Annotated in this window: 23 protein-coding genes and 1 riboswitch; of the genes, 3 read left to right on the top strand and 20 right to left on the bottom strand. The window is 46.4% G+C overall.

Annotated features, from left to right (window positions below; translation table 11 throughout):
- Positions 1 to 11: 11 nt before the first annotated feature.
- The 8 genes from ACRRNK_RS10180 to pdhA form a co-directional block, all read right to left on the bottom strand.
- Complete coding sequence (locus tag ACRRNK_RS10180; RefSeq protein WP_433946617.1) at positions 12 to 2,270, bottom strand: DNA topoisomerase 3; 2,259 nt, start codon at positions 2,268 to 2,270, stop codon at positions 12 to 14.
- A 137-nt stretch (positions 2,271 to 2,407) separates the two neighbouring features.
- The gene (locus ACRRNK_RS10175; protein ID WP_433946616.1) at positions 2,408 to 3,895 is read right to left on the bottom strand and encodes a glutamate synthase subunit beta; all 1,488 of its coding nucleotides are present in this window, start codon (positions 3,893 to 3,895) and stop codon (positions 2,408 to 2,410) included.
- A 209-nt stretch (positions 3,896 to 4,104) separates the two neighbouring features.
- Positions 4,105 to 4,605, bottom strand: a complete 501-nt coding sequence (locus ACRRNK_RS10170; RefSeq protein WP_433946615.1) for a dihydrofolate reductase — start codon at positions 4,603 to 4,605, stop codon at positions 4,105 to 4,107.
- A gap of 60 nt (positions 4,606 to 4,665) precedes the next feature.
- Positions 4,666 to 5,460, bottom strand: coding sequence for a thymidylate synthase (locus ACRRNK_RS10165; RefSeq protein WP_433946614.1), 795 nt, complete (start codon positions 5,458 to 5,460; stop codon positions 4,666 to 4,668).
- A 161-nt stretch (positions 5,461 to 5,621) separates the two neighbouring features.
- Entirely contained in the window at positions 5,622 to 7,037 is a 1,416-nt protein-coding gene (gene lpdA, locus ACRRNK_RS10160) for a dihydrolipoyl dehydrogenase (protein WP_433946613.1), read from the bottom strand.
- Positions 7,038 to 7,040: 3 nt separating this feature from the next.
- Positions 7,041 to 8,360: a dihydrolipoamide acetyltransferase family protein gene (locus tag ACRRNK_RS10155; RefSeq protein ID WP_433946612.1), complete on the bottom strand. Its 1,320-nt coding sequence runs from the start codon at positions 8,358 to 8,360 to the stop codon at positions 7,041 to 7,043.
- 30 nt (positions 8,361 to 8,390) lie between these two features.
- Positions 8,391 to 9,371, bottom strand: coding sequence for an alpha-ketoacid dehydrogenase subunit beta (locus ACRRNK_RS10150; RefSeq protein ID WP_433946611.1), 981 nt, complete (start codon positions 9,369 to 9,371; stop codon positions 8,391 to 8,393).
- A gap of 137 nt (positions 9,372 to 9,508) precedes the next feature.
- Positions 9,509 to 10,576, bottom strand: coding sequence for a pyruvate dehydrogenase (acetyl-transferring) E1 component subunit alpha (gene pdhA / locus ACRRNK_RS10145; protein WP_433946610.1), 1,068 nt, complete (start codon positions 10,574 to 10,576; stop codon positions 9,509 to 9,511).
- Positions 10,577 to 10,833: 257 nt separating this feature from the next.
- On the opposite strand from pdhA, the gene ACRRNK_RS10140 reads away from it, so the two are divergent.
- Positions 10,834 to 11,562, top strand: a complete 729-nt coding sequence (locus tag ACRRNK_RS10140; protein WP_433946609.1) for an alpha/beta hydrolase — start codon at positions 10,834 to 10,836, stop codon at positions 11,560 to 11,562.
- Positions 11,563 to 11,652: 90 nt separating this feature from the next.
- On the opposite strand, the gene ACRRNK_RS10135 is transcribed toward ACRRNK_RS10140, so the two are convergent.
- Positions 11,653 to 12,288: a trimeric intracellular cation channel family protein gene (locus ACRRNK_RS10135; RefSeq protein ID WP_433946608.1), complete on the bottom strand. Its 636-nt coding sequence runs from the start codon at positions 12,286 to 12,288 to the stop codon at positions 11,653 to 11,655.
- Positions 12,289 to 12,423: 135 nt separating this feature from the next.
- On the opposite strand from ACRRNK_RS10135, the gene ACRRNK_RS10130 reads away from it, so the two are divergent.
- Together ACRRNK_RS10130 and ACRRNK_RS10125 are read left to right on the top strand one after the other, a co-directional pair.
- Positions 12,424 to 13,065 carry a thiamine diphosphokinase gene (locus tag ACRRNK_RS10130; RefSeq protein ID WP_433946607.1) on the top strand — a complete coding sequence of 214 codons (642 nt, stop codon included), beginning with the start codon at positions 12,424 to 12,426 and terminating at the stop codon, positions 13,063 to 13,065.
- A gap of 271 nt (positions 13,066 to 13,336) precedes the next feature.
- Complete coding sequence (locus ACRRNK_RS10125; RefSeq protein WP_433946606.1) at positions 13,337 to 13,861, top strand: C40 family peptidase; 525 nt, start codon at positions 13,337 to 13,339, stop codon at positions 13,859 to 13,861.
- 43 nt (positions 13,862 to 13,904) lie between these two features.
- Here ACRRNK_RS10125 and ACRRNK_RS10120 read toward each other — a convergent pair whose 3' ends face one another.
- From ACRRNK_RS10120 to ACRRNK_RS10070, 11 genes are all read right to left on the bottom strand, one after another.
- A complete protein-coding gene (locus tag ACRRNK_RS10120; RefSeq protein WP_433946605.1) occupies positions 13,905 to 14,660 on the bottom strand; it encodes a response regulator transcription factor in 756 nt (251 codons plus the stop codon).
- Between the two features lie 54 nt (positions 14,661 to 14,714).
- Positions 14,715 to 15,800, bottom strand: a complete 1,086-nt coding sequence (locus tag ACRRNK_RS10115) for a thiazole biosynthesis adenylyltransferase ThiF (protein ID WP_433946604.1) — start codon at positions 15,798 to 15,800, stop codon at positions 14,715 to 14,717.
- On the bottom strand, positions 15,797 to 16,564 hold the full coding sequence (locus ACRRNK_RS10110; protein ID WP_433946603.1) for a thiazole synthase: 768 nt from the start codon (positions 16,562 to 16,564) through the stop codon (positions 15,797 to 15,799). The genes ACRRNK_RS10115 and ACRRNK_RS10110 overlap by 4 nt, the downstream gene beginning before the upstream one ends.
- 4 nt (positions 16,565 to 16,568) lie before the next feature.
- Positions 16,569 to 16,775, bottom strand: coding sequence for a sulfur carrier protein ThiS (gene thiS, locus ACRRNK_RS10105; RefSeq protein WP_433946602.1), 207 nt, complete (start codon positions 16,773 to 16,775; stop codon positions 16,569 to 16,571).
- Positions 16,772 to 17,905 (bottom strand): glycine oxidase ThiO, encoded by a 1,134-nt coding sequence (gene thiO, locus ACRRNK_RS10100; protein ID WP_433946601.1) that lies wholly within the window; start codon positions 17,903 to 17,905, stop codon positions 16,772 to 16,774. The genes thiS and thiO overlap by 4 nt, the downstream gene beginning before the upstream one ends.
- A gap of 35 nt (positions 17,906 to 17,940) precedes the next feature.
- Positions 17,941 to 18,573 (bottom strand): thiamine phosphate synthase, encoded by a 633-nt coding sequence (locus tag ACRRNK_RS10095; RefSeq protein WP_433946600.1) that lies wholly within the window; start codon positions 18,571 to 18,573, stop codon positions 17,941 to 17,943.
- A 170-nt stretch (positions 18,574 to 18,743) separates the two neighbouring features.
- Positions 18,744 to 18,851, bottom strand: a riboswitch (TPP riboswitch).
- Positions 18,852 to 18,966: 115 nt separating this feature from the next.
- Positions 18,967 to 20,520, bottom strand: coding sequence for an ABC-F family ATP-binding cassette domain-containing protein (locus ACRRNK_RS10090; RefSeq protein ID WP_433946599.1), 1,554 nt, complete (start codon positions 20,518 to 20,520; stop codon positions 18,967 to 18,969).
- 161 nt (positions 20,521 to 20,681) lie between these two features.
- Complete coding sequence (locus ACRRNK_RS10085; RefSeq protein WP_433946598.1) at positions 20,682 to 21,671, bottom strand: hypothetical protein; 990 nt, start codon at positions 21,669 to 21,671, stop codon at positions 20,682 to 20,684.
- On the bottom strand, positions 21,658 to 22,209 hold the full coding sequence (locus ACRRNK_RS10080) for a hypothetical protein (RefSeq protein ID WP_433946597.1): 552 nt from the start codon (positions 22,207 to 22,209) through the stop codon (positions 21,658 to 21,660). Before ACRRNK_RS10080 ends, ACRRNK_RS10085 begins: the two co-directional genes overlap by 14 nt.
- Before the next feature lie 11 nt (positions 22,210 to 22,220).
- The gene (locus ACRRNK_RS10075; RefSeq protein WP_433946596.1) at positions 22,221 to 22,616 is read right to left on the bottom strand and encodes a hypothetical protein; all 396 of its coding nucleotides are present in this window, start codon (positions 22,614 to 22,616) and stop codon (positions 22,221 to 22,223) included.
- Positions 22,616 to 23,101, bottom strand: coding sequence for an ABC transporter permease (locus tag ACRRNK_RS10070; protein WP_433946595.1), 486 nt, complete (start codon positions 23,099 to 23,101; stop codon positions 22,616 to 22,618). Before ACRRNK_RS10070 ends, ACRRNK_RS10075 begins: the two co-directional genes overlap by 1 nt.
- Between the last annotated feature and the right edge of the window lie 11 nt (positions 23,102 to 23,112).

The raw sequence follows: 23,112 nt of genomic DNA, 5'->3' as shown, positions 1-23,112 counted from the left end.
TCCGTTTCTTTCTATTCCGATCGTTGTATTTGAAGCTGGCCTTTCTCCTTGTCCATTAACACAATTCGTGCCTTGTATTCAAGCTCCCCATCTTTGAAGGACAACAGCTGAGTCTGTCCCTTCTCAATCAGAGAAGCCAGCATATTATGGGAAATCTTCTTACCGGCGTATTCCTTCCAGATCACAAATCCGCATCCCTGCTTGAAATGAGTACACCCATACCCCTTCTTGCCCTCGATAAGCTGCCCGCCGCAGCCGGAACGAGGACAGACTCCCATGGGCACTCGTTCAGCAGGGGCACTCGTCGTGCCTCTATTGCTTGAATCGGCGGGAGATTTCACTTTACTCGTCCTTGTACCAGCTGAGCCAGCGCTTTGCCGGGTTCCCCCAGCTTTGCTGCGGCTTGTGGGCTTCGCTTCTCCCTCGAACAGTGAAGCGGAAGCTTTAGGCTGACTGCGCACCTTCTCGATGATGGAGACCGTAAATTTCTTCACGTTCTCCATAAATTTCTCTCCGGCTGCTTCGCCTTTGGAGATTTGATGAAGACGCCGCTCCCATTGCCCTGTCATCTCTGGCGAGGTCAGAAGCTCAATGCCGGCATGACGGATTAATTCAACCGCCGTACGACCTTTGGGCGTGACGGTAATTCTTTTCCCCTGCATCGTAATATATCCAACCTTCTTCAGCCGTTCGATCGTTGCAGCACGAGTCGCCGGCGTACCAAGCCCCGCATCCTTCATAACCTCACGAAGCTCTTCGTTCTCCAGCTGCTTCCCGGCACTCTCCATAGCCTTGAGCAGTGTCCCCTCAGTATAAGCCTTCGGAGGCTGGGTAGCCTTCTCCCTCACCTCTGATGACTTACACAGGACATGCAGGTTCCGATCTACACTGAACGGTTCACTCACAAGCTCCTCTGGCTCGTCATCCTCATCCTTCTTCTTGCCCTTACCACCAGACTTCCGGGTCTCATCCGTACCTTGACAGACCTTCCAGCCGAGGGAGATAAGCTGCTTCACATTGGTCTTGAAGGTCTCCCCCTCCACTTCGGTAAGTACTGTATGCTGTTTGTACTCTGCTGGAGGATAGAACTGGGACAAGAATCTCCGTATGACCAGGTCGTATACGTTCTGTTCCTCAGAGCTTAACGTGCCTGCCCGCTTAAGGGTAGGCAGGATGGCATGGTGGTCCTCAACCCGCGCCGGGTTGCAGATCGACTTATTGTTTTTATGGACCAGATTAGGATTGGCGCCAGCAGCCAGCTCTTGGTAACTGGTTGATTTGAGCATGTGGAGCGCCTTATGCATACCCTCAATATTCTGTTCCGTAACATAGTTCGAGCTTGTGCGCGGATACGTAATCACTTTATGCTTCTCATAAAGCGCCTGAGCGATATCCAGAGTCTTCTTGGCCGAATATCCATATTTCGCATTGGCCTCGCGCTGCAGCAGGGTCAAGTCATACAGCTTGAAAGGATACTCCTTCGTGTCCTTGACCTCATACTCCGTGATCCGGCCTTCCTTGCCTCTAACCTTAGCGGCGAGATGGTCCGCTTTTTCTTTATCTGTCAACCGGTCACCCTGCCATGAGCCGGAATAACTGCGTTCTTCCTGCTCGAATTCAGCCTTGATCTCATAATAGGTGAGCGAGTCAAAGCTTTCTATTTCCTTCTGCCTGTCATAAATCAGCGCGAGTACCGGTGTCTGGACACGCCCAACCGAGAGCAGCTCCTTATGCTTGGTGGTAAAAGCTCTTGAAGCATTCATCCCAACCAGCCAGTCGGCCTCGCTCCTTGCCCTTGCCGCTATGGTCAGATTCGCGAACTCCGAGCTATCCTTCAGCTCCGCGAAGCCCTTCGCAATGCTCTCTGCGGTCAAATCAGAGATCCAGAGCCTTCTGACCGGCTGGGATAACTTCAATTGCTGTTGGATCAAGGCAAAAATATACTGCCCTTCACGCCCGGCGTCACAAGCATTTACGATCCGGTCAGCCCGCTTGGCCAATTCGCCAATGATCTTCAGCTGATCCTTCGTCTTCGGATTCGGAACAATCTTGAAGTGATCCGGAAGTATCGGCAGATCCGTGAAATTCCATCTTTTATATTTAGGATCATAAGCATCCGGTTCAGCCAGACCGAGCAGATGGCCAATGGCCCAGGTTATAATATATTGCTCGCCCTCCAGGTAAGACCGGTTATTCTTCGCCCTTGGTTCAATAACAGCGGCGATTGTCCGTCCCATATCCGGTTTCTCTGCGATTACTAGCGTTTTCATGGTGAGACGCTTCCCCTCTCCCAAGTCCATTTCGGCAAAAAAAGAGCCGCGCACAGCGCAGCCCCGTTGCATTATATTATTATATCATAATTCGGTAGAAGGAATGAACCTCTGTTCCACACCTTCTCACATTATACTTAAGCCAGAACCGATGCGCCCATCAAAAATTTATCTACTTCACGAGCAGCTTCGCGTCCTTCGTTAATCGCCCAAACAACCAGACTTTGACCACGGCGCATGTCGCCGGCAGCGAACACTTTATCCACACTAGTCTTGTACTTGCCATATTGAGCTTTCACATTGGAACGGCGGTCTGTATCAAGCGAGAGCTCGCTAATGATTGTATTCTCAGGTCCATCGAACCCGATCGCAATCAGTGCCATCTGTGCCGGGAAGACACGTTCCGTGCCCGGAATTGGCTGATAGATCTTACGTCCAGTCTCGTCAACGATACGCTGAATTTGGATCGTGTGAAGTTCCTTCAAATTCCCCTCATCATCACCAACGAATTTCGTGGTCATGATAGAGAATTCACGAGGATCCTCTCCGTAGATTGCTTTAGCTTCCTCTTGGGCATAATCCAGTGTATACACATTCGGGAATTGCGGCCAAGGATTCTGAATTGGATCACGTTCGAGTGGAGCCTTGGTATGCGTACCAAATTGAGTAATACTTTTACATCCATGACGCAATGAAGTAGCAACACAGTCAGAACCTGTATCCCCGCCACCGATAACGATAACATCTTTACCTTCTGCAGAAATATATTGACCGTCTTGAAGACCTGAATCCAGATAGCTCTTGATCGTGCTGTTCAAGAAAGGCATTGCATACTGCACACCTTTCAAGTCACTGCCTTCAATGTTGAACTCACGCGGCTTGGTTGCACCTCCGCATAGAACAACAGCGTCGAACTCATCAACCAGCTGCTGAGCCGGAATGTCCTTACCGATCTCCGTATTGGTAACAAATTTAACCCCTTCTTCAACAAGAAGGTTAACCCGTCTCTCAACGATGGACTTATCCAGCTTCATCGAAGGAATTCCGTACATAAGCAGTCCGCCGACACGGTCGGATCTCTCATACACCGTAACTTCATGACCAGCCTTATTGAGCTGAGCCGCACATGCGAGTCCAGCAGGACCGGAACCCACAACAGCTACTCGCTTGCCAGTACGTTTCTCTGGCGGTTCTGCTACAACCCAGCCCTCTTCAAAGCCTCTCTCTATAATGGCTTCTTCAATTGTCTTAATTGTAACAGGCTGACCAATCAGGCCCACTGTACAAGAGCCTTCACAAGGTGCGGGGCAGATACGTCCAGTGAATTCAGGGAAGTTGTTCGTCTTGTGAAGACGATCCAGCGCATCCTTCCACTGTCCACGATAGACCAAATTGTTCCATTCCGGAATCAGGTTATGCACCGGGCAGCCTGATGTGCCTCCAGTCATATCAATGCCAGTATGACAGTATGGTGTGCCGCAATCCATACAGCGGGCACCCTGAGTACGTAGTTCCTCTTCAGACATATGTTTATGGAACTCTTCCCAGTCCTTTACCCGTTCAGAGGGACTGCGGTCTCCCGGAAGCTGTCTTTTGAATTCCATAAACCCTGTAGGTGTAGACATCTAACTTTTCCCCCATCTCATAATTGCTTATCTATAAGGAACGAGCTTAAATCCATCTTCTCTCCAGCTCATTCACAATAAAAAGAACAAATTACATACAAATCAGCTGTTCCCTTTATAATAATTGTCGAATTTTACCCTGATGTTAAAATATATTATCATTCGGTGTTACTCATATTAATGGACTATATCTATAATAGTTTGCATTATTACGTAGCTGCTTTAACGCGTTCATAAGTCACAAACCGATAAGGATAGCGATTCTTCTCATCCTGAACACCTTGCACTTCTTCCGTAACCTCGAACTCGGACCAATCAAATTCGGGAAATACAACATCCCCTTCAATGTCCTCATCAATTAAAGTTACGAGCAGCTTATCCGCATAGGGAAGAAAGTGCTGAAATACCCCGGCTCCGCCAATAACCATCAGTTCTTCGCCCTGCTTCTGCAGCTCAAGCGCCTCCTGCATGGAATGGACGATCTCCCCACCTTCAGCTACATAACGCTCGTCCATTGTAAGGATCACATTCCGTCGACCCGGCAGCGGCTTACTTCCAATAGATTCCCAGGTTTTTCTGCCCATAATCATGGTTTTTCTAAGCGTTTGTGCCTTGAAAAAAGCCAAATCGGCCGGCAGCCGCCAAGGGAGCTTGTTATCCTTACCTATGACACCACCTCGTGCCATTGCCCATATCAGCGTAATTCCCATAACACCGACCTCCTGTACAGCGAGAAAGAAATTTCTCTATTCTTCACCGCTCTTTTCTAATCAGACTGACACCGATGCTTTAATAGCCGGATGATGCACATAATTTATGAATTCAAAATCTTCATAGGTATAATCAAAAATAGAATCCGGCTTCCTCTTGATTACCAGCTGAGGCAGCTCATATGGAGCACGGGTTAACTGAAGGTTCACCTGTTCGATATGATTTGTATAAATGTGCACATCTCCGCCCGACCAAATGAACTCACCGACCTCAAGATCGCACTGCTGAGCCACCATATGCGTTAACAGCGCATAGCTTGCAATATTGAATGGAAGACCCAAGAACGTATCTACAGAGCGCATTGTAAGCATACACGACAATTTACCGTCTGCTACGTAGAATTGAAATACAAAGTGACAAGGAGGCAGCTTCATTTGTTCGATCTCAGCTACATTCCAGGCACTGACCAGGTGTCTCCGTGAATCGGGATTTCGTTTGATCGCCTCGACCACATTCGATATTTGATCGATATATGTCCCTTCCGGGGTCTCCCATGAGCGCCATTGTGAGCCATAGACTGGACCTAAATCACCATTCTCGTCTGCCCATTCATCCCATATTCTAACTCCATGCTCTTTGAGATAAGCAATGTTGGTGTCACCTTTAAGGAACCATAACAATTCATGTATTACAGATTTCAAATGTATTCTCTTGGTGGTGACAAGGGGAAAGCCTTTGCTTAGATCAAAGCGGAGCTGGCGGCCAAACACGGAAATTGTGCCGGTACCAGTCCGATCATCCTTCCTTGTACCATGATCCTTAATATCTTGAAGTAAATCTAAATAATTTTGCACAGAACTACACCTCCGACGTTCCTTCTTATGTAATATATCACGTGGCTGCCTATATTGTTAACAGACAAAAAAAAGAAAGGCAAGAACGTCAGTACGTTCTTGCCAAAAAAGTTAACATTTGCTTAAGAGACCTATGTTAGGATACACAGGCTGCATGAAGATTAACGAGACAATACGTGGATCGGATGACCTTCAACAAGCTCAGCCGTTTCCATAACAATTTCACCAAGTGTTGGGTGAGCATGAATGGTTAGGGAGATATCCTCAAGCGTCGCTCCCATCTCAATCGCAAGACCAAGCTCAGCGATCAAGTTGGACGCTTCAATACCTACGATTTGAGCGCCGAGAACTACATTGTTCTCTTCGTTAGCTACGATCTTGATGAAGCCGTCAGGTGCGTTCAGGGAAGTTGCACGGCCATTACCCGCAAACGGAAATTTGCCAGCTTTCACTTTATAACCCTTTTCTTTGGCTTCTTTCTCGGTGTAGCCTACGCTGGAGCACTCAGGATCAGTAAATACAACCGCTGGCATAGCTTTGTAGTCCACCACAGATGGAAGTCCAGAAATGGCTTCAGCTGCCACTTTACCTTCGTAAGAAGCTTTATGAGCCAGGGCAAGACCTGGAACGATATCGCCGATCGCGAAGATGTTCGGATTGCTGGTACGGCCTTGATGATCGACTTTGACAAGACCACGGTCAGTCAATTCTACACCCGCAAGATCAAGACCCAGGTCACCATCTGTATTTGGACGACGTCCAACAGTTACAAGCAGGTAATCCGCTGTTACTTCTTTGTTCTCGCCATTTACAGAGTATTTCACAGTAACGTTCTTGTCCGTCTGCTCAGCACTTTCAGCTTTTGCATTTGTAACAATCTCGATGCCTGTCTTCTCCATGCTCTTAGCGACAAGACGAGTCATGTCTTTATCAAAGCCAGGAAGCACAGTGTCCAGTCCTTCAATAATCGTTACTTTCGTACCGAATTTGGAGAACATTTGACCAAGCTCAGCACCGATATATCCACCGCCGATAACAACCAGGCTTGAAGGAATTTCTTCAAGCTGCAAAGCTTCGGTAGAAGAAAGAATACGTCCGCCAAATGGGAACGGTTTGAGCTCAATTGGACGGGAACCTGTTGCAAGGATGCAGTGTTTGAAGCGGTAACGTGGAGATTCATGGTCATTGAATGCGCGAGCTTCATTCTCGTTAATGAACATAACCTCACCACTGAATACCTCAACTTTGTTACCTTTCAGCAATCCGCCAACACCTTGTGTCATCTTCTTCACAACACCGTTCTTGAATGCTTGTGTCTTGGAGAAGTCAACTTTCACGTTGTCGGCAGAAATCCCGAAAGCATCGCCATGCTTGGCAGCCTCATATTGATGAGCTGCCGAGATCAGGGCTTTGGAAGGGATACATCCACGGTTCAGACATACACCGCCGAGTTCCGATTTATCTACAATGATTACCTTTTGTCCAAGCTGAGCAGCACGAATGGCTGCAACATAACCGCCGGGACCGGCACCAACGACTAATGTATCGATATCAAGAGAAGCGTCTCCTACTACCATTTCTTACACCTCCATAACCAACAGCTCAGGATTAGCGAGCAGTGATTTAATGTAGTTCATAAAGTTCTGAGCTGTTGCTCCATCAATCAGACGGTGGTCGAAGCTCAAGGACAGAGCCATAACTGGTGCTACAACAACCTCACCATTCTTCACAACTGGTTTCTCCGAAATACGTCCTGTTCCAAGAATAGCTACCTCAGGGTAGTTGATAATTGGAGTGAAGAACATACCGCCTGCAGAACCAATGTTAGAGATGGAGATTGTGCTGCCTTTCATTTCAGAAGCGCTGAGTTTACCTTCACGGCCACGTGCCGCAAGATCACGAATCGCATCCGCAATCATCCAGATGCTCTTACGATCAGCATCCTTGATTACAGGAACGATCAAGCCGTTATCTGTATCTGTCGCGATACCGATATCATAATGCTTCTTGTAGACAATTTCGCCAGCCTCTTCGTCGATGGAAGCGTTAAGCGCAGGGTATTGACGGGATGCTGCAACCAGTGCTTTAACGATGAATGGAAGGTAAGTCACTTTAGTGCCTTTCTTCTCAGCAATTGGCTTCATGCGTGTACGGAATGCAACAAGCTCAGTAACGTCAACTTCGTCCATAATAGTCACGTGCGGCGCAGTGTATGCGGATTTAACCATCGCATTCGAGATCGCCTTACGAATACCCTTGAATGGAACGCGTTCTTCTTCAACATGAGCATTACCAGCCGCTGCTGCAGCTGGAGCTGCTTTAGCATCAGACTTCGCTTCTGCAGCTGCAGGAGCTGAAGCTGCACTGCCGCCATTCTTGAAGGCTTCAACATCTTCACGAGTAATTTTGCCAGCATTGCCTGTACCCGTTACTTGGGACAAGTCAATACCTTGCTCACGAGCGAACTTGCGAACGCTAGGTGTGGCAAGAACTTCTTTGTTCGGAGCCGCTGGAGCAGGTGTTCCTGCCGCTTCTCCTTGCTTCGCTTCAGAAGGACTGTCGGAAGCCGGGGAGGATTTCGTATCTGCTCCACCTTTTGCCGCATCCGCTTCTTGGCTGCCGTGCTGTTCAGGAGCTGGTTCCTGTTCAGGAACTTCGCCTTCCGCATCGATTACAGCGACTACATCTCCTACACGGAAGATTGCGCCATCTTTACCGAATACTTCTTGAACTGTACCATTTACCGGACAAGGAACTTCAACTACTGCCTTGTCGTTCTGTACTTCCATAATGATGTCATCGTCGGTTACTTTATCTCCCGGCTTGATGTGCATTTTGATAATTTCGCCTTCATGCAACCCTTCACCGAGTTCCGGGAAACGATATTCAAATTTTGCCACCTAGAGGACCTCCCTTTAGTTCGTTAAAAATTAAAATTCGAGTACTTTGTTCACTGCTGTAATTACGCGTGCAGGTGACGGCAGCCATTGATCTTCGATTTGAGCAAATGGATATACAGTATCCGGACCAGCTACACGAAGTACTGGAGCTTCAAGGTGAAGAATAGCTTTCTCGTTGATTTGAGCGATAATTTCCGCAGCCATACCCGCGGATTTTTGTGCTTCCTGTACCACGATAGCACGGTTGGTTTTCTTGATCGATGCCACAATGGTGTCGATATCAAGAGGAACCAGTGTACGCAGGTCGATAACTTCGGCTTTGATGCCCTTGGTTTTCTCAAGTTCTTCAGCTGCTTTAACCGCTGTGTGTACCATAAGCCCATAAGCGATAATGGTAACGTCAGAACCTTCTTTTACAATATTAGCTTTACCCAATTCCACAGTGTACTCACCTTCAGGTACATCTGCACGGAATGCATGGTAAAGGTTAAGGTGTTCCATGTAGAATACAGGGTCATTATCGCGAATAGCGGAAATCATAAGACCTTTTGCATCGTAAGGGTTGGAAGGAATTACTAGTTTGATACCTGGAGTTTGGGCAATCAAGCCTTCCAGGGAATCCGTATGAAGCTCAGCCGCTTTAACCCCGCCGCCAAATGGTGTACGGAATACGACTGGTGCGTTATAACGACCACCGGAACGGTAACGCAGACGAGCAGCTTGAACCAGGATTTGGTCAAGAGCTTCAAAGATAAAACCTACGAATTGAATCTCGGCAACAGGACGGAAGCCCTGAATCCCCAGACCAAAAGCCAAACCGCCAATTGCGGATTCAGCAAGCGGCGTATCGAATACGCGCTCTTCTCCAAATTCCTTTTGCAAACCTTCGGTTGCACGGAATACCCCACCTACATTACCTACGTCTTCCCCGAAAAGCAGGACGTTGGCATCGCGGTTCAATTCCACGCGCAGTGCATCGCGAATCGCTTCTTTCATGTTCATTTGTGCCATTGCTAGATATCCTCCTAAAAGTCAGGTTTGATTCCTGAAATCATATGAATACGCTTTGTAACAGCCGGTACAACCGGCACTGCAAGAACTCCCCCGTCCGATCACAATCTTACTCTGGGGAGTCTTAGGGTTCTATATTATTGGAAGTCTGCTTTTTGCTCTTCCAGATGCTTCGGTGTTGTTTCGAACATGCTGTCAATCAAGCCGGCAACAGTCATCTTCTCGGTTTGTTCCGCTTTCTTGATTTGCTCGTTCACTTTTGCTTTCGCTTCTTCTTTCACGCGAGCCGTGTCTTCCTCAGTCCAAAGACCCTTCTTCTCCAAATATTTAGCAAGACGGGCAATTGGATCTTTCAAGTTCCACTCGCCTTCCTCTTCCTTCGTACGATATTTGGAAGCATCGTCAGACAAGGAGTGTGGACGGAAACGGTAAGTAACGGCTTCGATCAGTGTAGCACCTTCACCATTACGGCCGCGCTCAGCAGCTTCTTGTACCGCTTTGATAACAGCGAGAACGTCCATTCCGTCAACTTTAACACCTTTGATCCCTGCAGCAACCGCTTTGTGGGCAATGGACAATGCAGCGGTTTGTTTGGAGAAAGGAGTTGTGATTGCATAACCATTATTTTGCACAAAGAAAATAACCGGCAGTTTGTATACACCGGCATAGTTAAGTCCTTCGTAGAAGTCGCCTTCGGAAGAACCGCCGTCACCTGTATAAGTAATAACAACTTGCTTTTGCTTTCTGAGTTTGTAACCCATCGCAATACCCATTGCATGCAAGATTTGCGCACCAATGATGATTTGCGGCATAAGTACATTAACACCTTGTGGAATTTCTCCACCATGCTGGTGTCCACGGGAGTACAGGAACGCTTGATACAAAGGAAGGCCGTGCCATACGATTTGCGGCATATCACGGTAACCAGGACATACAAAGTCTTCTTTCTCGAGCGCGAACTCACTGCCGACCATAGTAGCTTCCTGACCGGATACCGGTGCATAGAAACCAAGACGTCCTTGGCGGCCCAAGTTCACAGCACGATCATCCCAAGTGCGTGTAAATACCATGCGATACATAATTTCTTTCAGCTGATCATCGGTCAAATCAGGAAGTTTATCTTTGTTTACGATTTCACCTTCCGGCGAGAGCACGGACAGCGTGTCAACTTCCTCCGTATATACTTCATAAGGAACCTTGCTCATTATCTTCACCTCGACAAAAAATTTGAATATCATGTTCCACTGTTATAGAATTATTATACATCTGTTTCACCGATTAAGTCAAAGGATATACTTTAAAATGTGTTCCGTACTGTTCTTTGTATGTATAACAGGGGAACGATAATAGTATAACACTTTAGGGTTGAACCCAATTTTCCCAGGGCATGTCTTCAACGGTAATCTTACCTGATTGCCCTTTCAAAAGCAAAAAAACTAACAGGCGGAGCGTGAACAAAAGCATGACAGATTCGCGTTATTTAAAACGAACCATAGTGAAAGAAGTCATTGACAGCAAGATCCTGAACGAGAAGCGAAATCTCCGGATCTACCTGCCTCCCGGCTATAATGAAGTTTTGAGTTACCCTGTGATTTACTGCCAAGACGGGGAGGAATTCTTCAATTATGGACGTATTGCAACCCTCGCTAATCAGCTAATTCTTGATGAGGACATCGACCCTTTCATTGTCGTAGGGGTTGAGGTAGACACCAAGGTTCGTACGGCTGAATATGCTCCATTTGGGCATCGTTTCGAGGCCTATACATCCTGTTTCACACAAGAGATCATTCCCTTTGTAGAACAGAATTATCCGGTAAGAAAAGAACGCAGCGAACGTATTCTAGCCGGGGATTCTTTGGGCGGTACAGTGTCGCTCCACTTAGCTATGAAAAACCCGGAGCTGTTTTCCAAAATAATCAGTTTGTCCGGGGCATTCTATATCCCCACCCAGGAATTTGTTGCTCAGGAGACTGACTTATCAGGACTATCCTTATACATGATTGTCGGTCTCCAAGAACGTGACTACCAGACCGATACAGGTATTTACGATTTCGTAGAGCTTAACCGGAACACCAAGGCGCTGTTGGAAGCGCGAGGAGCAAAGGTTCATTATCTCGAGAAGGAAGGCAAGCACCTATGGGGCTTCTGGCAAAAGGAGCTGCCTGACGCGTTGAGATATTTCCTGAAATAATCCTTATTTAATCAAAAACGCCGGGTTCGATACATTATCGATCCGGCGCTTTTGTGCTACTGCTATATTGGAATTAACTCAAAATTAGTATTATGAATCCAAATATTGAGAATTCGGAAGATTTTCTTTGAGTGAACGTCTTGGCAGCTTCCATTTATAGAGCACAGAGAGCATACGGAAGATAACTACGATCGCAAATAAAAAGATCAGTTCCCAATTGTTTTTGGCCATGCCAAGTCCGACAGCTATACCTGCAACCATCGCCCATACCGCGTAGATTTCCTCTCGAAGGACAAGCGGCTTGCGACCTGCTAACAAATCACGAATAATCCCGCCGCCTATTCCGGTAAGAACTGCCGCTACGACCACAGCGCTAAGCGGATGCTTCATATTTGTAGCATATAAGGCGCCCTGTATGGCAAATGCCGACAGGCCAATTGCATCGAACAGTGCCTCTGTCTTCTTCCAATGTTGAATCCATTTAAGTGGAAGCACAAAGGCAACCAGTACAGACAGATTCGCAAGAATAATCAAGTCCCCCTGGGTCCAGAGTGTTGTCACCGGTACACCAATGAGCACATTCCGGATAATCCCTCCGCCGAAAGCAGTCACCACCCCAAGCACCAATACACCCAAGATATCATACTCTTCTTCCATGGCTACAAAAGCTCCGGACATAGCGAAGGCAATTGTGCCTATAATGCTAAAAATTTCAAATATATGCATCTCTTTACAGTCCCTATCCTCTCAGCTTATTGCACGACTTTTATATTTTAGCCTTGACATCCAAAATTGTGCAAGACATAAAGTTGTCCTATACTGATTAAAGAAGTCATGTCAAAGGAAGAAAGGAAGAAAGCAATGCCTCCAAAACGGATTTTGATTTTTACTGGCGGTAGTATTAAGAAAGAAAGCATCCATGAAATCAAAGAAGGCGATTTCGTTATAGGGGCAGATAAAGGTGCCCTATTTCTAGTTGATAATGGCGTCCAGCCTGATCTCTCCGTGGGTGATTTTGATTCAGTAACCAAGGATGAGCTTGAACGGATCAAGCGGTCCAGCCATGAGATGATCACATGTGACCCCATTGACAAGAACCTTACGGATACCGAGCTTGCTTTTGACATGGCCCTCGATCAGCAGCCTGAGGAGGTTGTTATGATTGGTGCGGTAGGTTCAAGATTGGATCATTCCCTCGCCAACATTCAGATGATGCTAAGAGGGCTTCAGCATAAAGTGTTAAGCTCCATTCTAGATGAACATAATTATATCTCACTTACCGGTTCCTCTTTGAAGGTACAGGATCGCGGATTCACCTACGTCTCCCTTCTCCCTTTGACGCCTGAAGTAACTGGTATTACGCTAAAGGGATTTATGTATCCTTTGCAGGATGCAACAATCCAAATGGGACAGTCATTGGGGATTAGCAACAGGCTTACAGGTTCTGAAGGAAGCATCCAAATTGAAAGCGGGTTGCTGCTAGTGATTCAAAGCAAGGATTGAGCGCAATTGAGGTAACAATTTTGTCATAATGATTGAAACTGATTCAAAATCAGTAACACTTGAAACCTTTGATTTATCAAGGGTTTCTTCTGTTTTTCACATGTATGCGCTATTATAGTTAAACTTTTTGTAACTTTAATGATATTTTAATAATCACGCTTGAATGACTGACAGGCCTGAGTTTGGCTGCACCTATCCAGAATCTAGTAGGTAAATAACCTGATATAGTAGAGCCATGCCCAACAAGAAAAAAGAAATTTGGAGGTACAACATGAGAAACCATAATAGATTATTCCAAAAAGTATTGACTCTAGGGGTGTGTGCGACAATCACATTCTCAGGATTCTTTGCCGCAGGGGCTTCTGCAGTGAATGCAGCATCCTCATCTGTTACAGCTCAAGCTACAGCAACTTCGAAAGCACAAAAGGTGATTAACCTAGGTAAAAAATTCATGGGTGTTCCATATAAATTTGGGGCCTCTACCAATACAACACGTAACTTTGACTGCTCTACTTTTACGAAATATGTATTTAAGTCTGTAGGCGTTAATTTGCCTCGTACGTCAGCTGAGCAATCCAAGGTAGGTAAATTCGTATCTCGTTCGAACCTGAAAGTCGGAGATTTGGTCTTCTTCTCAAGCGGCAGCCGTGCTAACGGAAGAAACGTAACTCACGTTGCCATATATATAGGCGGAGGCAAGCTTCTTCACACTTACGGTAAACCTGGCGTTACCATCTCCAACCTGAACAAAGGGAACTGGGACAGAACTTACCTGAAAGCCCGCCGTGTAATCTAATTTCAGATATACGATTAAGCCGATGTCAACAGACATCGGCTTTTTAATTAATAATATATCCCGTGCCTCTGACGGTATGAATTATTTTACGGGGATGACCACGATCTAGCTTGCTTCTCAAATGGCGAATATAGACATCAACCACATTCGTATCTACCCGAAAGTCATAACCCCACACCTCCTGAAGCAGTTCCTCACGACTGCACACGTGATTCACCCGGCGAAGCATAAAACACAGTAGATCATATTCCTTGGGCGTAAGCTTAATCAGTTGTTCTCCCCGGTATACCTTTCGGCTTTTTAGCTGCACTTGAACATCGGCAAATGATAATAAGGTCCCGGCACCGGATCTCGCTCCATAGAACAAGTCGACCAGCTTATGAATTCGGGCCACTAGCTCCTCTATTGGCCGAAATAAACCTACATATTCATGAGCACCTTCCTCAAAGACCTGAACAAGCTCCGTGGTAGATGGATTAGAGGTCAGGACAATAACAGGGAAGTAAATAACAGGCGAGGCGTTTTTCAGCGCCCTTAGGAATTCAAGTACTCCCATATTTCTGAGCATCGTGCTTATCATCAGAAGGAATGGAGCCTCATTTAGTATAATCCGTTGAGCAGCCGCCGTACTTTCTATCTTATCAATGCTAAACCCTTCCTGGGTAAGCCCCTTCGTCAGTACTTCTTCTGCGCCATCCAGATCACCCACAATTAATATCGTTCTGTTAGGAACAGGCTTCGACCTCCTTCCGATCAGACCAGGTGTAGAGCTTATTGTCTCACAATAAAAAAAATCCATACTGCCAAAATGGCAATATGGATATGGTTGATAATTCAAAAGTGCACTCAAGTCTTAACCGAAATAACGGTGATAGATTCGTTTGGCTTCAGCAGTATCCTTAGTTCCGTGAATCAAGGCTCGCCCATCCTTGAAGATGACCATCCTCTTATCTTGAAGCGTAATGGACACCAAAAAAGGATTGCTCTCAACCGGCCCTTCATTCAGCTCTCTAAACGATGAAGCAACTTGGGCAAGATTGACTTCCCTTCGGGCAGAGGGACGAATCTGAACCGTATCCCGGCCGCATAAAACTTCAGTTTTTTGCAGATTAGCCGCCGACAGAAACGGATAAGTCCTGTTTGGTCCGCAAGAAAGGCAATCATGCTTGATCGCTCCTCCGACCTTAATGGATGCTTGCTCGTTACGCCACAAATCAAAGGAGAGTAAGGTTCCTCTCAAAGCCTGTTTATTTCCTGTCAGCAGCTTTAGCGCTTCTGTGGTCTGATGTGCTACCACGGTCTGTACTGCCGGCGGGATAATGCCTGCCGTATCGCAGGTATCTCCGCCAAGTGGTATGCTCCCTAGCAGACAATTCAGACAAGGTGTCTCCCCAGGGAGAATAGTATATGTAATACCATAGCTGCCAACGCAGCCGCCATAGATCCAGGGAATACTATGCTTTTGGGCGATATCATTAATCAGCAATCTTGTATCAAAGTTGTCTGTTGCGTCTAAGATCAGCTGTATACCCGGAAGCAAATCCTCAATTTCCTGCAGGGTTACATCCATAACGTGAGCATCAATCGCTACGCTTGAATTAATCTCCTCTAGGCGTCTGCGGGCTGCAACTGCCTTTGGTAATCGATCCCGGGCATCTGGCTCTGAGAAAAGCTGCTGACGCTGCAGGTTGCTCCACTCAACGTAATCTCGGTCAGCAATACGAACATGCCCCACTCCGGCCCGTACCAACGTCTCAGCTATACCTGTTCCCAGTGCACCTGCACCAATAATCAGAATACTGCTGCTTGCCAGCTTATTCTGGCCTTCTTGGCCAATAGGAGTGAATCGCTCCTGTCTAGAATAACGGTCTACCTTGCCTTGATGTTTCTCGGAATCTTCTAAGGTTGGTTCAGAAGTACCGAGTCCTCCATCATTCATTTCGTGATCATCCCTTCCTGCGGACTGCTTGCCGCAGCATAACGTTTCACCGGTATCCTTCCTGCTTCATATCCCAAGCGCCCGGCCTGGACTGCAAGCTTCATAGCTTCAGCCATTTTTATAGGATCATTTGCTCCCGATACGGCTGAATTCAAGAGCACCCCATCTGCCCCAAGCTCCATGGCGAAAGCCGCATCCTTTGGTGAGCCAATTCCGGCATCCACGATGACAGGAACCTCGGCCTGTTCAATAATGAGCTCCAAGTTAAATGGATTGATGATTCCCCGGCCCGTGCCTATTGGCGAAGCTCCTGGCATTACAGCATGAACGCCCAGCTTCTGTAGTCTCTTGGCCAGAATCACATCATCGGAAATGTAGGGGAGAACTATAAAGCCTTCCTCAAGCAGAATTTCACAAGCTCTCCAGGTCTCGAGCGGATCAGGAAGAAGCGTGTGGGGATCACCGATTACCTCTACCTTGATCATATCACAAAGTCCTGAGGCTTTCGCTAGTCTGGCTATACGAACGGCTTCCTCTGCATTGACAGCCCCCGCAGTATTAGGCAGCAAAGTATATCTCTTCAGATCAAGACGCTCAAGGAAGTTCTCCTGATTCGGGTTCGACAGATTCAACCTTCGAACGGCAAACGTGAGAATCTGAGTTTCGGACACTTCAACAGCTTGACTTTGTGTGTCCAAATCAGAGAATTTACCCGTCCCAAGTAATAAACGTGAATGAAATTGATGTGATCCAATTGTTAACATATTTTTAGCCGCCTCCCACAAAATGTACTATCTCTATCGTATCGCCATCTTCAATCGGTGTTGCCGCATGCTGTTCCTTATGCAAAATCTCCTGATTCTTCTCGACAACTACTGTCTTAACACCCAAATCCAAACTAAGAAGCAGGTCTTCAACGGTTTGAATCTTCACTTCATCCAGATCCATGAACTGTCCATTGATTCGAAGCTTCATCGAATAAGTCCCCCTTCAAGCTGATGCTGGAACCGATCTGGTCTGAATGGAACCAGATTAATCCCGGGTGTAGTGGTGCCCTCCATCTCGCTAGCAAGCAGCCTTGCTGTCATAGCACTCAGAAGAATACCATTACGATAATGGCCTGCTGCTGCAAATAGTCCTTGTATTTCTTGAAATCCTCCTAAATAGGGTAGCCCGTCTGGTGACTTAGGACGATGCCCGGCCCAAGCTCTCTCAAACTGAGCATTTCTAATTTCAGGAATCCATTTTGCAGCTTCACTTAGCAATCTGACAATACTATCTGCGGAGACTCCCTCTGAGCTGTCACCTGGAATGCTCGTAGCTCCAATCCATAACCTGTTGCCAGGTTTGGGCACAATATAGATGGATTTTGCGTACAGGGTAGCTTGTAATAAAGGAACCCTCGTACGCACCTCAACGATCTCGCCTTTTACTGGCTCCAGAGGAAGTGTTAATCCCAGTGGCTGCAAGAGCTGCTCTGTTCTCCACCCTCCGGCTAGCACTACTTGATCACAACGCAGGAATACACCTGAAGTCTGGACCCCCTGAACCCGCTTATCTTGAACTTGTATACTTGTAGCCTCAGTCTGACGAAGCAATACCGCTCCCTCGGCTTGCGCACTATATGCGAACGCCTCAGTGAGCTTCGAGGGAATAACCTGGATTTCATCAGAACGGTAAATGGCTCCTGTTAGCCCCTCAGTAAGTGCAGGCTCAGCTTGTGACAGCTTCTCCGGGGTCCACCATTCTCCTCCTGTACCTGCTGCAAGTAATTCAGCCTGTAGGTTCTCTGCTTCCTGCTTATCTCTAGCTGGAGTCAAAAACCCTTGTTGATTCAGACCGGCGTCAATACCGCTGATCTTCCTTAATTCATGGATCAATGCTGGGAAGAGATCTCTGCTCATTTTAGCCATAGTCTGAAGCTCAGGATGTTCGAATTGCTCACAATCTGCTGCCAGCATTCCCGCTGCAGCTCCTGATGCCCCAGAAGCAAGGTCCGATTGTTCAACTATTGTTACTTTCTTCCCTTGCTTCGCTAACTGATAACCAAGGGAACTTCCGATAACCCCGCCGCCAATAATAACGACTTCCCGCTGTCTGCTCAAGTGTGTTCACTCTCCTTCGTGATTTCGGGTGTTGCTTACACGGATGCTTTCGCCGCAGCCTGATCTAAAGCACCCCGATACTCTATCGCAGCTGAAGATGGATCTGCTGCATCCATAATTCCCGACATGATCGCAATCCCTGATGCACCTGCCTGAATAATCTCCTTCACACGATTCGTTGTGATCCCACCTATTGCAATGACCGGAATTCTGGATATAGCACAAATTTCTGCAAGAGAAGTGATCCCGCGCCCAGGCAGTCCAGCTTTGGAGCTTGTAGGATACACATGTCCATAGAGGCAATAATCCGCTTTATCTGAATAAGCGGCCGAAACCTCTTCGGAAGTATGAACCGAACGTCCAACTCTGAGCTTATCTTCACAGACAGCTCTAGCTAGAAGCGGGCTAAGGCTTTCTGCACCGAGCTGCACTCCTCCCAGAAGATAGGCCAAGGCAATATCTACCCGGTCGTTAATGTACAATTTATGTGCTGGGACTCCGATTTCAAGCAGCTGTTTCACAGTAGTAGATAACTTTCTCGCGCTCCAGCTTCGTTCTCTGAGATGAAAAGCGTCTATGTAGGGATGAATGGCTTCTACAATCGATACCAGCTTGGATTGATCCTGCTCTCCATTTGAGATGACGTGGAATTCATAAGAAGAGCTCATTAATCTCCAACTTCCTTTCAGGCGATATGTAGTAAAGTGGTAAAATTACATGCAAAAAAGCCGCTCTCATAGAGAGCGGCGCACGTTCATATCAAAGCGGAGGCTTTGATCACGGCCAAATTTCAGCTGGGCTTATCACTTGCTTCCCATGGCTTAAATTATGGTTGTGTCATTCACGAGTACCACTTCCCTACGCTGGTATAACCCAGATCAGGTGCAAAGGGTCCGGAAGCGTGGAACTTCCATCTCAGCCAGAATCGGCCCCCCTAGTGTGTAACTATTCAGGTTAATGCAATTGTAGCATGTTTTGGAAATATAGAGAACCCTCAGATCACTTTTCTAAGAAATGTGCTGAGGGTCAATATAGTTGAAGCTATCTGGACGCTACCTGATTTATGCCTTTTTCGTGGACCAAGCTTCTACATCCCAAGTTTTAGTTACCCAGTCTTCATAGAAATCAGGTTCGTGGGATACAAGAATAACTGTCCCCTTGAACTCCTTAAGAGCACGTTTGAGTTCTTCCTTCGCGACTACATCCAAGTGGTTCGTAGGCTCGTCGAACAGAATGTAATTGGTCTCGCGCATCATCAGCTTACACAGACGTACTTTGGCTTGTTCTCCCCCGCTCAGCGCCTTAAGCGGACGGGTAATATGTTCATTTTTCAATCCGCAGCGCGCCAAATGAGCACGGACCTCATGCTGATTCAGATGTGAGAATTCATTCCAGACATCATCGATCGGAGTAATATTCTCTGCGCGAACTTCTTGTTCGAAATACGCCGGGAACAAGAAATCGCCTTGGTATGTTTTACCACTGATTGGACGGATTTTGCCTAATATGGTTTTGAGCAATGTGGATTTACCCACCCCGTTACAACCAACAATAGCAATCTTGTCTCCACGTTCGATCGTCATGGACATTTTAGGCAGCAGTGCATGAGTATAACCAATCTCAAAGTCGATTCCTTCAAACACGGTCTTCCCACTTGCGCGGGCTTCCTTAAAGCCAAAAGTAGGCTTAGCAGCCTCTTCAGGACGATCAATCCGCTCAATACGTTCGAGCTGTTTCTCACGGCTCTTTGCCCGGCCTGAAGTAGAGTAACGCGCTTTATTCCGCTGTATGAAATCCTCTTGCTTCTTGATAAATTCCTGCTGCTTCTCATAGGCCTCGATATGCTGGTTTTTATTCATATCTGCCATATCAAGGAACTTTTCGTAGTTAGCGGTGTATCTAGTCAACTTGGCGAACTCAAGGTGGTACACCACATTGACTACCTTGTTCATAAATTCTGTATCATGCGAGATCAACATGAAAGCGTAAGGATAGTTCTGCAAATAATTGGTTAACCATTGAATATGCTCCACGTCCAGATAGTTCGTAGGCTCATCGAGCAGCAGCACATTTGGCTTCTCCAGAAGCAGCTTGGCCAGAAGAACCTTGGTACGCTGTCCCCCGCTGAGAGCAGCGACATCACGGTCAAGTCCAATGGCGGATAGACCAAGTCCATTAGCCATTTCTTCGACTTTAACATCGATCAGGTAGAAATCTCCAATGTCTAGCTGCTCCTGAATTTCGCCCATTTGATTGAGCAGATCCTCAAGCTCCTCTGGAGTGGCATCCCCCATCTTGTTCGTGATCTCCATCATTTCCTGTTCAAGTTCAAGAAGTGGAAGAAAGGCATCCTTCAATATATCACGAACCGTCTTGCCTGGGGTAAGAATAGAGTGCTGATCCAGATAGCCATACCGCACTTTCGGGGTCCATTCCACTTTCCCGCTGTCTTTAAGCAGCTTGCCAGTCAAAATATTCATAAGCGTCGACTTACCAACGCCATTAGCTCCCACCAGTCCTACACGTTCTCCTGCCAGCAGGCGGAATGAGACATTTTTAAATAACGTACGATCTCCAAAGTTATGTGATACGTTCTCAACTGTTAATAAACTCATAAAAAAGAACAAGCTCCTATCTTATATAATTAATAAATTCAGTATTCATAATAGACATTCAAGAATTCATTTTAGCATAAGAAGGAGCATTCCCGAAATAACTGGAGCAAAATTTAATAAATCTTGTAAATATCTTAACGCTCTGCCAGCCCAGCGTGATTTCAATAAGCTTTTTGACATACTTTGGACTCGAAATACCCCTTGGCGGCTGCTTCCCGCTCACTCGTGAATACCTCTTCAAGCTTATATCCCGGATTGCACGATTCCCTGTAATAATATTTAATTCCCGTCACTTGATCGATCCCGCCTTGGATTACGGATCGCTTAATCAGCCTTCCTCCTCCCAAGGCATAATTATTGTAGTACTTATCGCCCACAGGAATCCCCTGCAGAAACACCATAATTCCAATATCATCCACCGTATTATTCCAATCTTCACCAGATATGCTCGGCAGTGTGAAATGATAGTTCATACCTAATCTGACAGTGTATACATTGTGTCTGCTGATCGTCCCCTCTAAGTCTTGCTCAATGGCTTGCACGATGACGGTACGTCTTTTTGCTTCATACAAATCTTCCTGGTGCAGCAGAGGCACGTTGCTGTCCCGGGATACCTCTTCCAATGGCCCGCTCATCCACTTGCCGACTGCAGCATCAAAGACGGTAACATAACGATCAAGTGTAAAATGAATAACGTTCCCTTGCTTGTCTGCGTATGCAAATGGCTTCTTTGGACTCCATCTATAGTCAGTAAGAGGTTCACGATCCTCCCCGGTATACTCACTCGATTGATAAATATAGTAACCATCATAATCCAGGACTACTACGACTGGAATATAGTTCATAAATGCTCGCTGCGCTGAAGCATCTTCTCCTATTCCAAAATTCAGATAAAGGGTATGAAGCATCGTGTCCAGCGCTTTATCCCGATTAGCGCGAAAATACTTGGCCGATGCATAACCCGCTTCATACATCTGAAGCTCATTGTCATTCAGCTGGGTTCCACCATCCTGTACAGCTGTTCTAAGGGCAGCAGTATAACGGCTGCTTAGATGCTGCGCTTCAAGCCGATCCTGACTATGGACAGAACTTAGCCATAAGAAAGGTCCCACAATAAGAATGAACAACACAGCAAGATCAGTAATCTTCATTCAAGACCATGCCTCCATAATGAAGTGGACCCTCTTCCTGAACGGAAGATGAATTGTACAGCATACTTGTCAATACACTCAAAGCACTTTGATCCTTCCGCTGGATACTTACTGTGAAATAATCACCCATCTGCAAATAATATTTACGTTTCTTGCTTTCCTTCTCTTCTGAATTGTCCGGAAACAGCACCTCTTCCAATTCGCCGGTATGGTGGCCTTCATACTGAACACTATATTCATTCAAGAATGTTGAAGCAGATGCAGGATCTGCGTATTCAGGATGATACTTCTTATGCTGATGCTCCAATTCAACATTAAAGAGACCACCTGATTCCCCGAGTTCTGTCTGAAAATCTTCATACATCACCGGAGAGATATAACCTTTATTTCTGACAGAGTCTACAAATTCAGTCAACGCATGATAGGCAGTAAGGAAGGTTATATCTTCCTGGGTCTTGGCATGTTGCACAGCAGGTACGAAATATAGAAGCAGCACGGCAAGTAATGCCGCTAATATTTTGGACAGAGAGTTAATCATGATCGGGCTCCTTAATTGATTTTATAGAATGACACTCGCTTAAGCTCACCCGAAGCATCTCTGTCATACTTTACTTCATAGGTGCTGTTCAAACTGACCTCGTCTGCAGGAAAATCCTCTTCCGGTTCATTCCGATCAGGATACAAACGGCCAAGAAATTCCACATCAACGTGTTCTTTATGACGATCCTGCATGAACACGAGAACCTGCGCTCCCGAAAAAGTCTCAATTGTGGCCTTATTTGTACTACTCATAGTGACACTTCGATTCTGCGATTCGCCAATCTCAGAAGCATGATCCAGTGCTTGATTGCTCAAACTGACTCCTGTCCAGGTATACACCAATGCGGTGATCCATAGAGCTAGACCTGCCGCTAACCAGAGCAGCTTCCTTGTATTTTCCATCATTATCTGGCCGTGCTTTGTATAAAGATTAGACCCCTAACGACATTGGAGCTGTCTTTCACAACCTGTGCTTTGAACTTACCGCTGGGGTTCACATAATTGGAGTCTGTTTCATCCCACGATTTGGAGACATCCGTAGTGCTTTTTCCCGTAACTGATCCATAGGCACCGTCAGTAACATCCGCTGTGTTCAAAGATGAGCCATACCATACGCCGCTTTGGTTCTTCCCGGTGAGAACTTTAATTCCAAATTGATCTTTTCCATTATATTTCCTAATCGCATTGACAACCTGTGAACCGCTAATCGAAGTATCGTCATACACCGTGAATGAGGCTTGGGCAAGCTCGGTTTGAATATCTGAGAAGTTATTCTGAGCTGTCTTCGTGGCCTCTTGGGCTGAGATAAATAAAATAACCACTATCGTAATTAAAGCTATGGTAAGGAAAATACCTGCTGCAACTTTAAGAGCTGTAGACGCATTATTCATGAATAAAGAAC

This window comes from Paenibacillus sp. SN-8-1, assembly GCF_050995535.1.
In the GTDB taxonomy this organism is placed as follows: domain Bacteria; phylum Bacillota; class Bacilli; order Paenibacillales; family Paenibacillaceae; genus Fontibacillus.
This window is presented reverse-complemented; position numbering and strand designations above follow the sequence as displayed.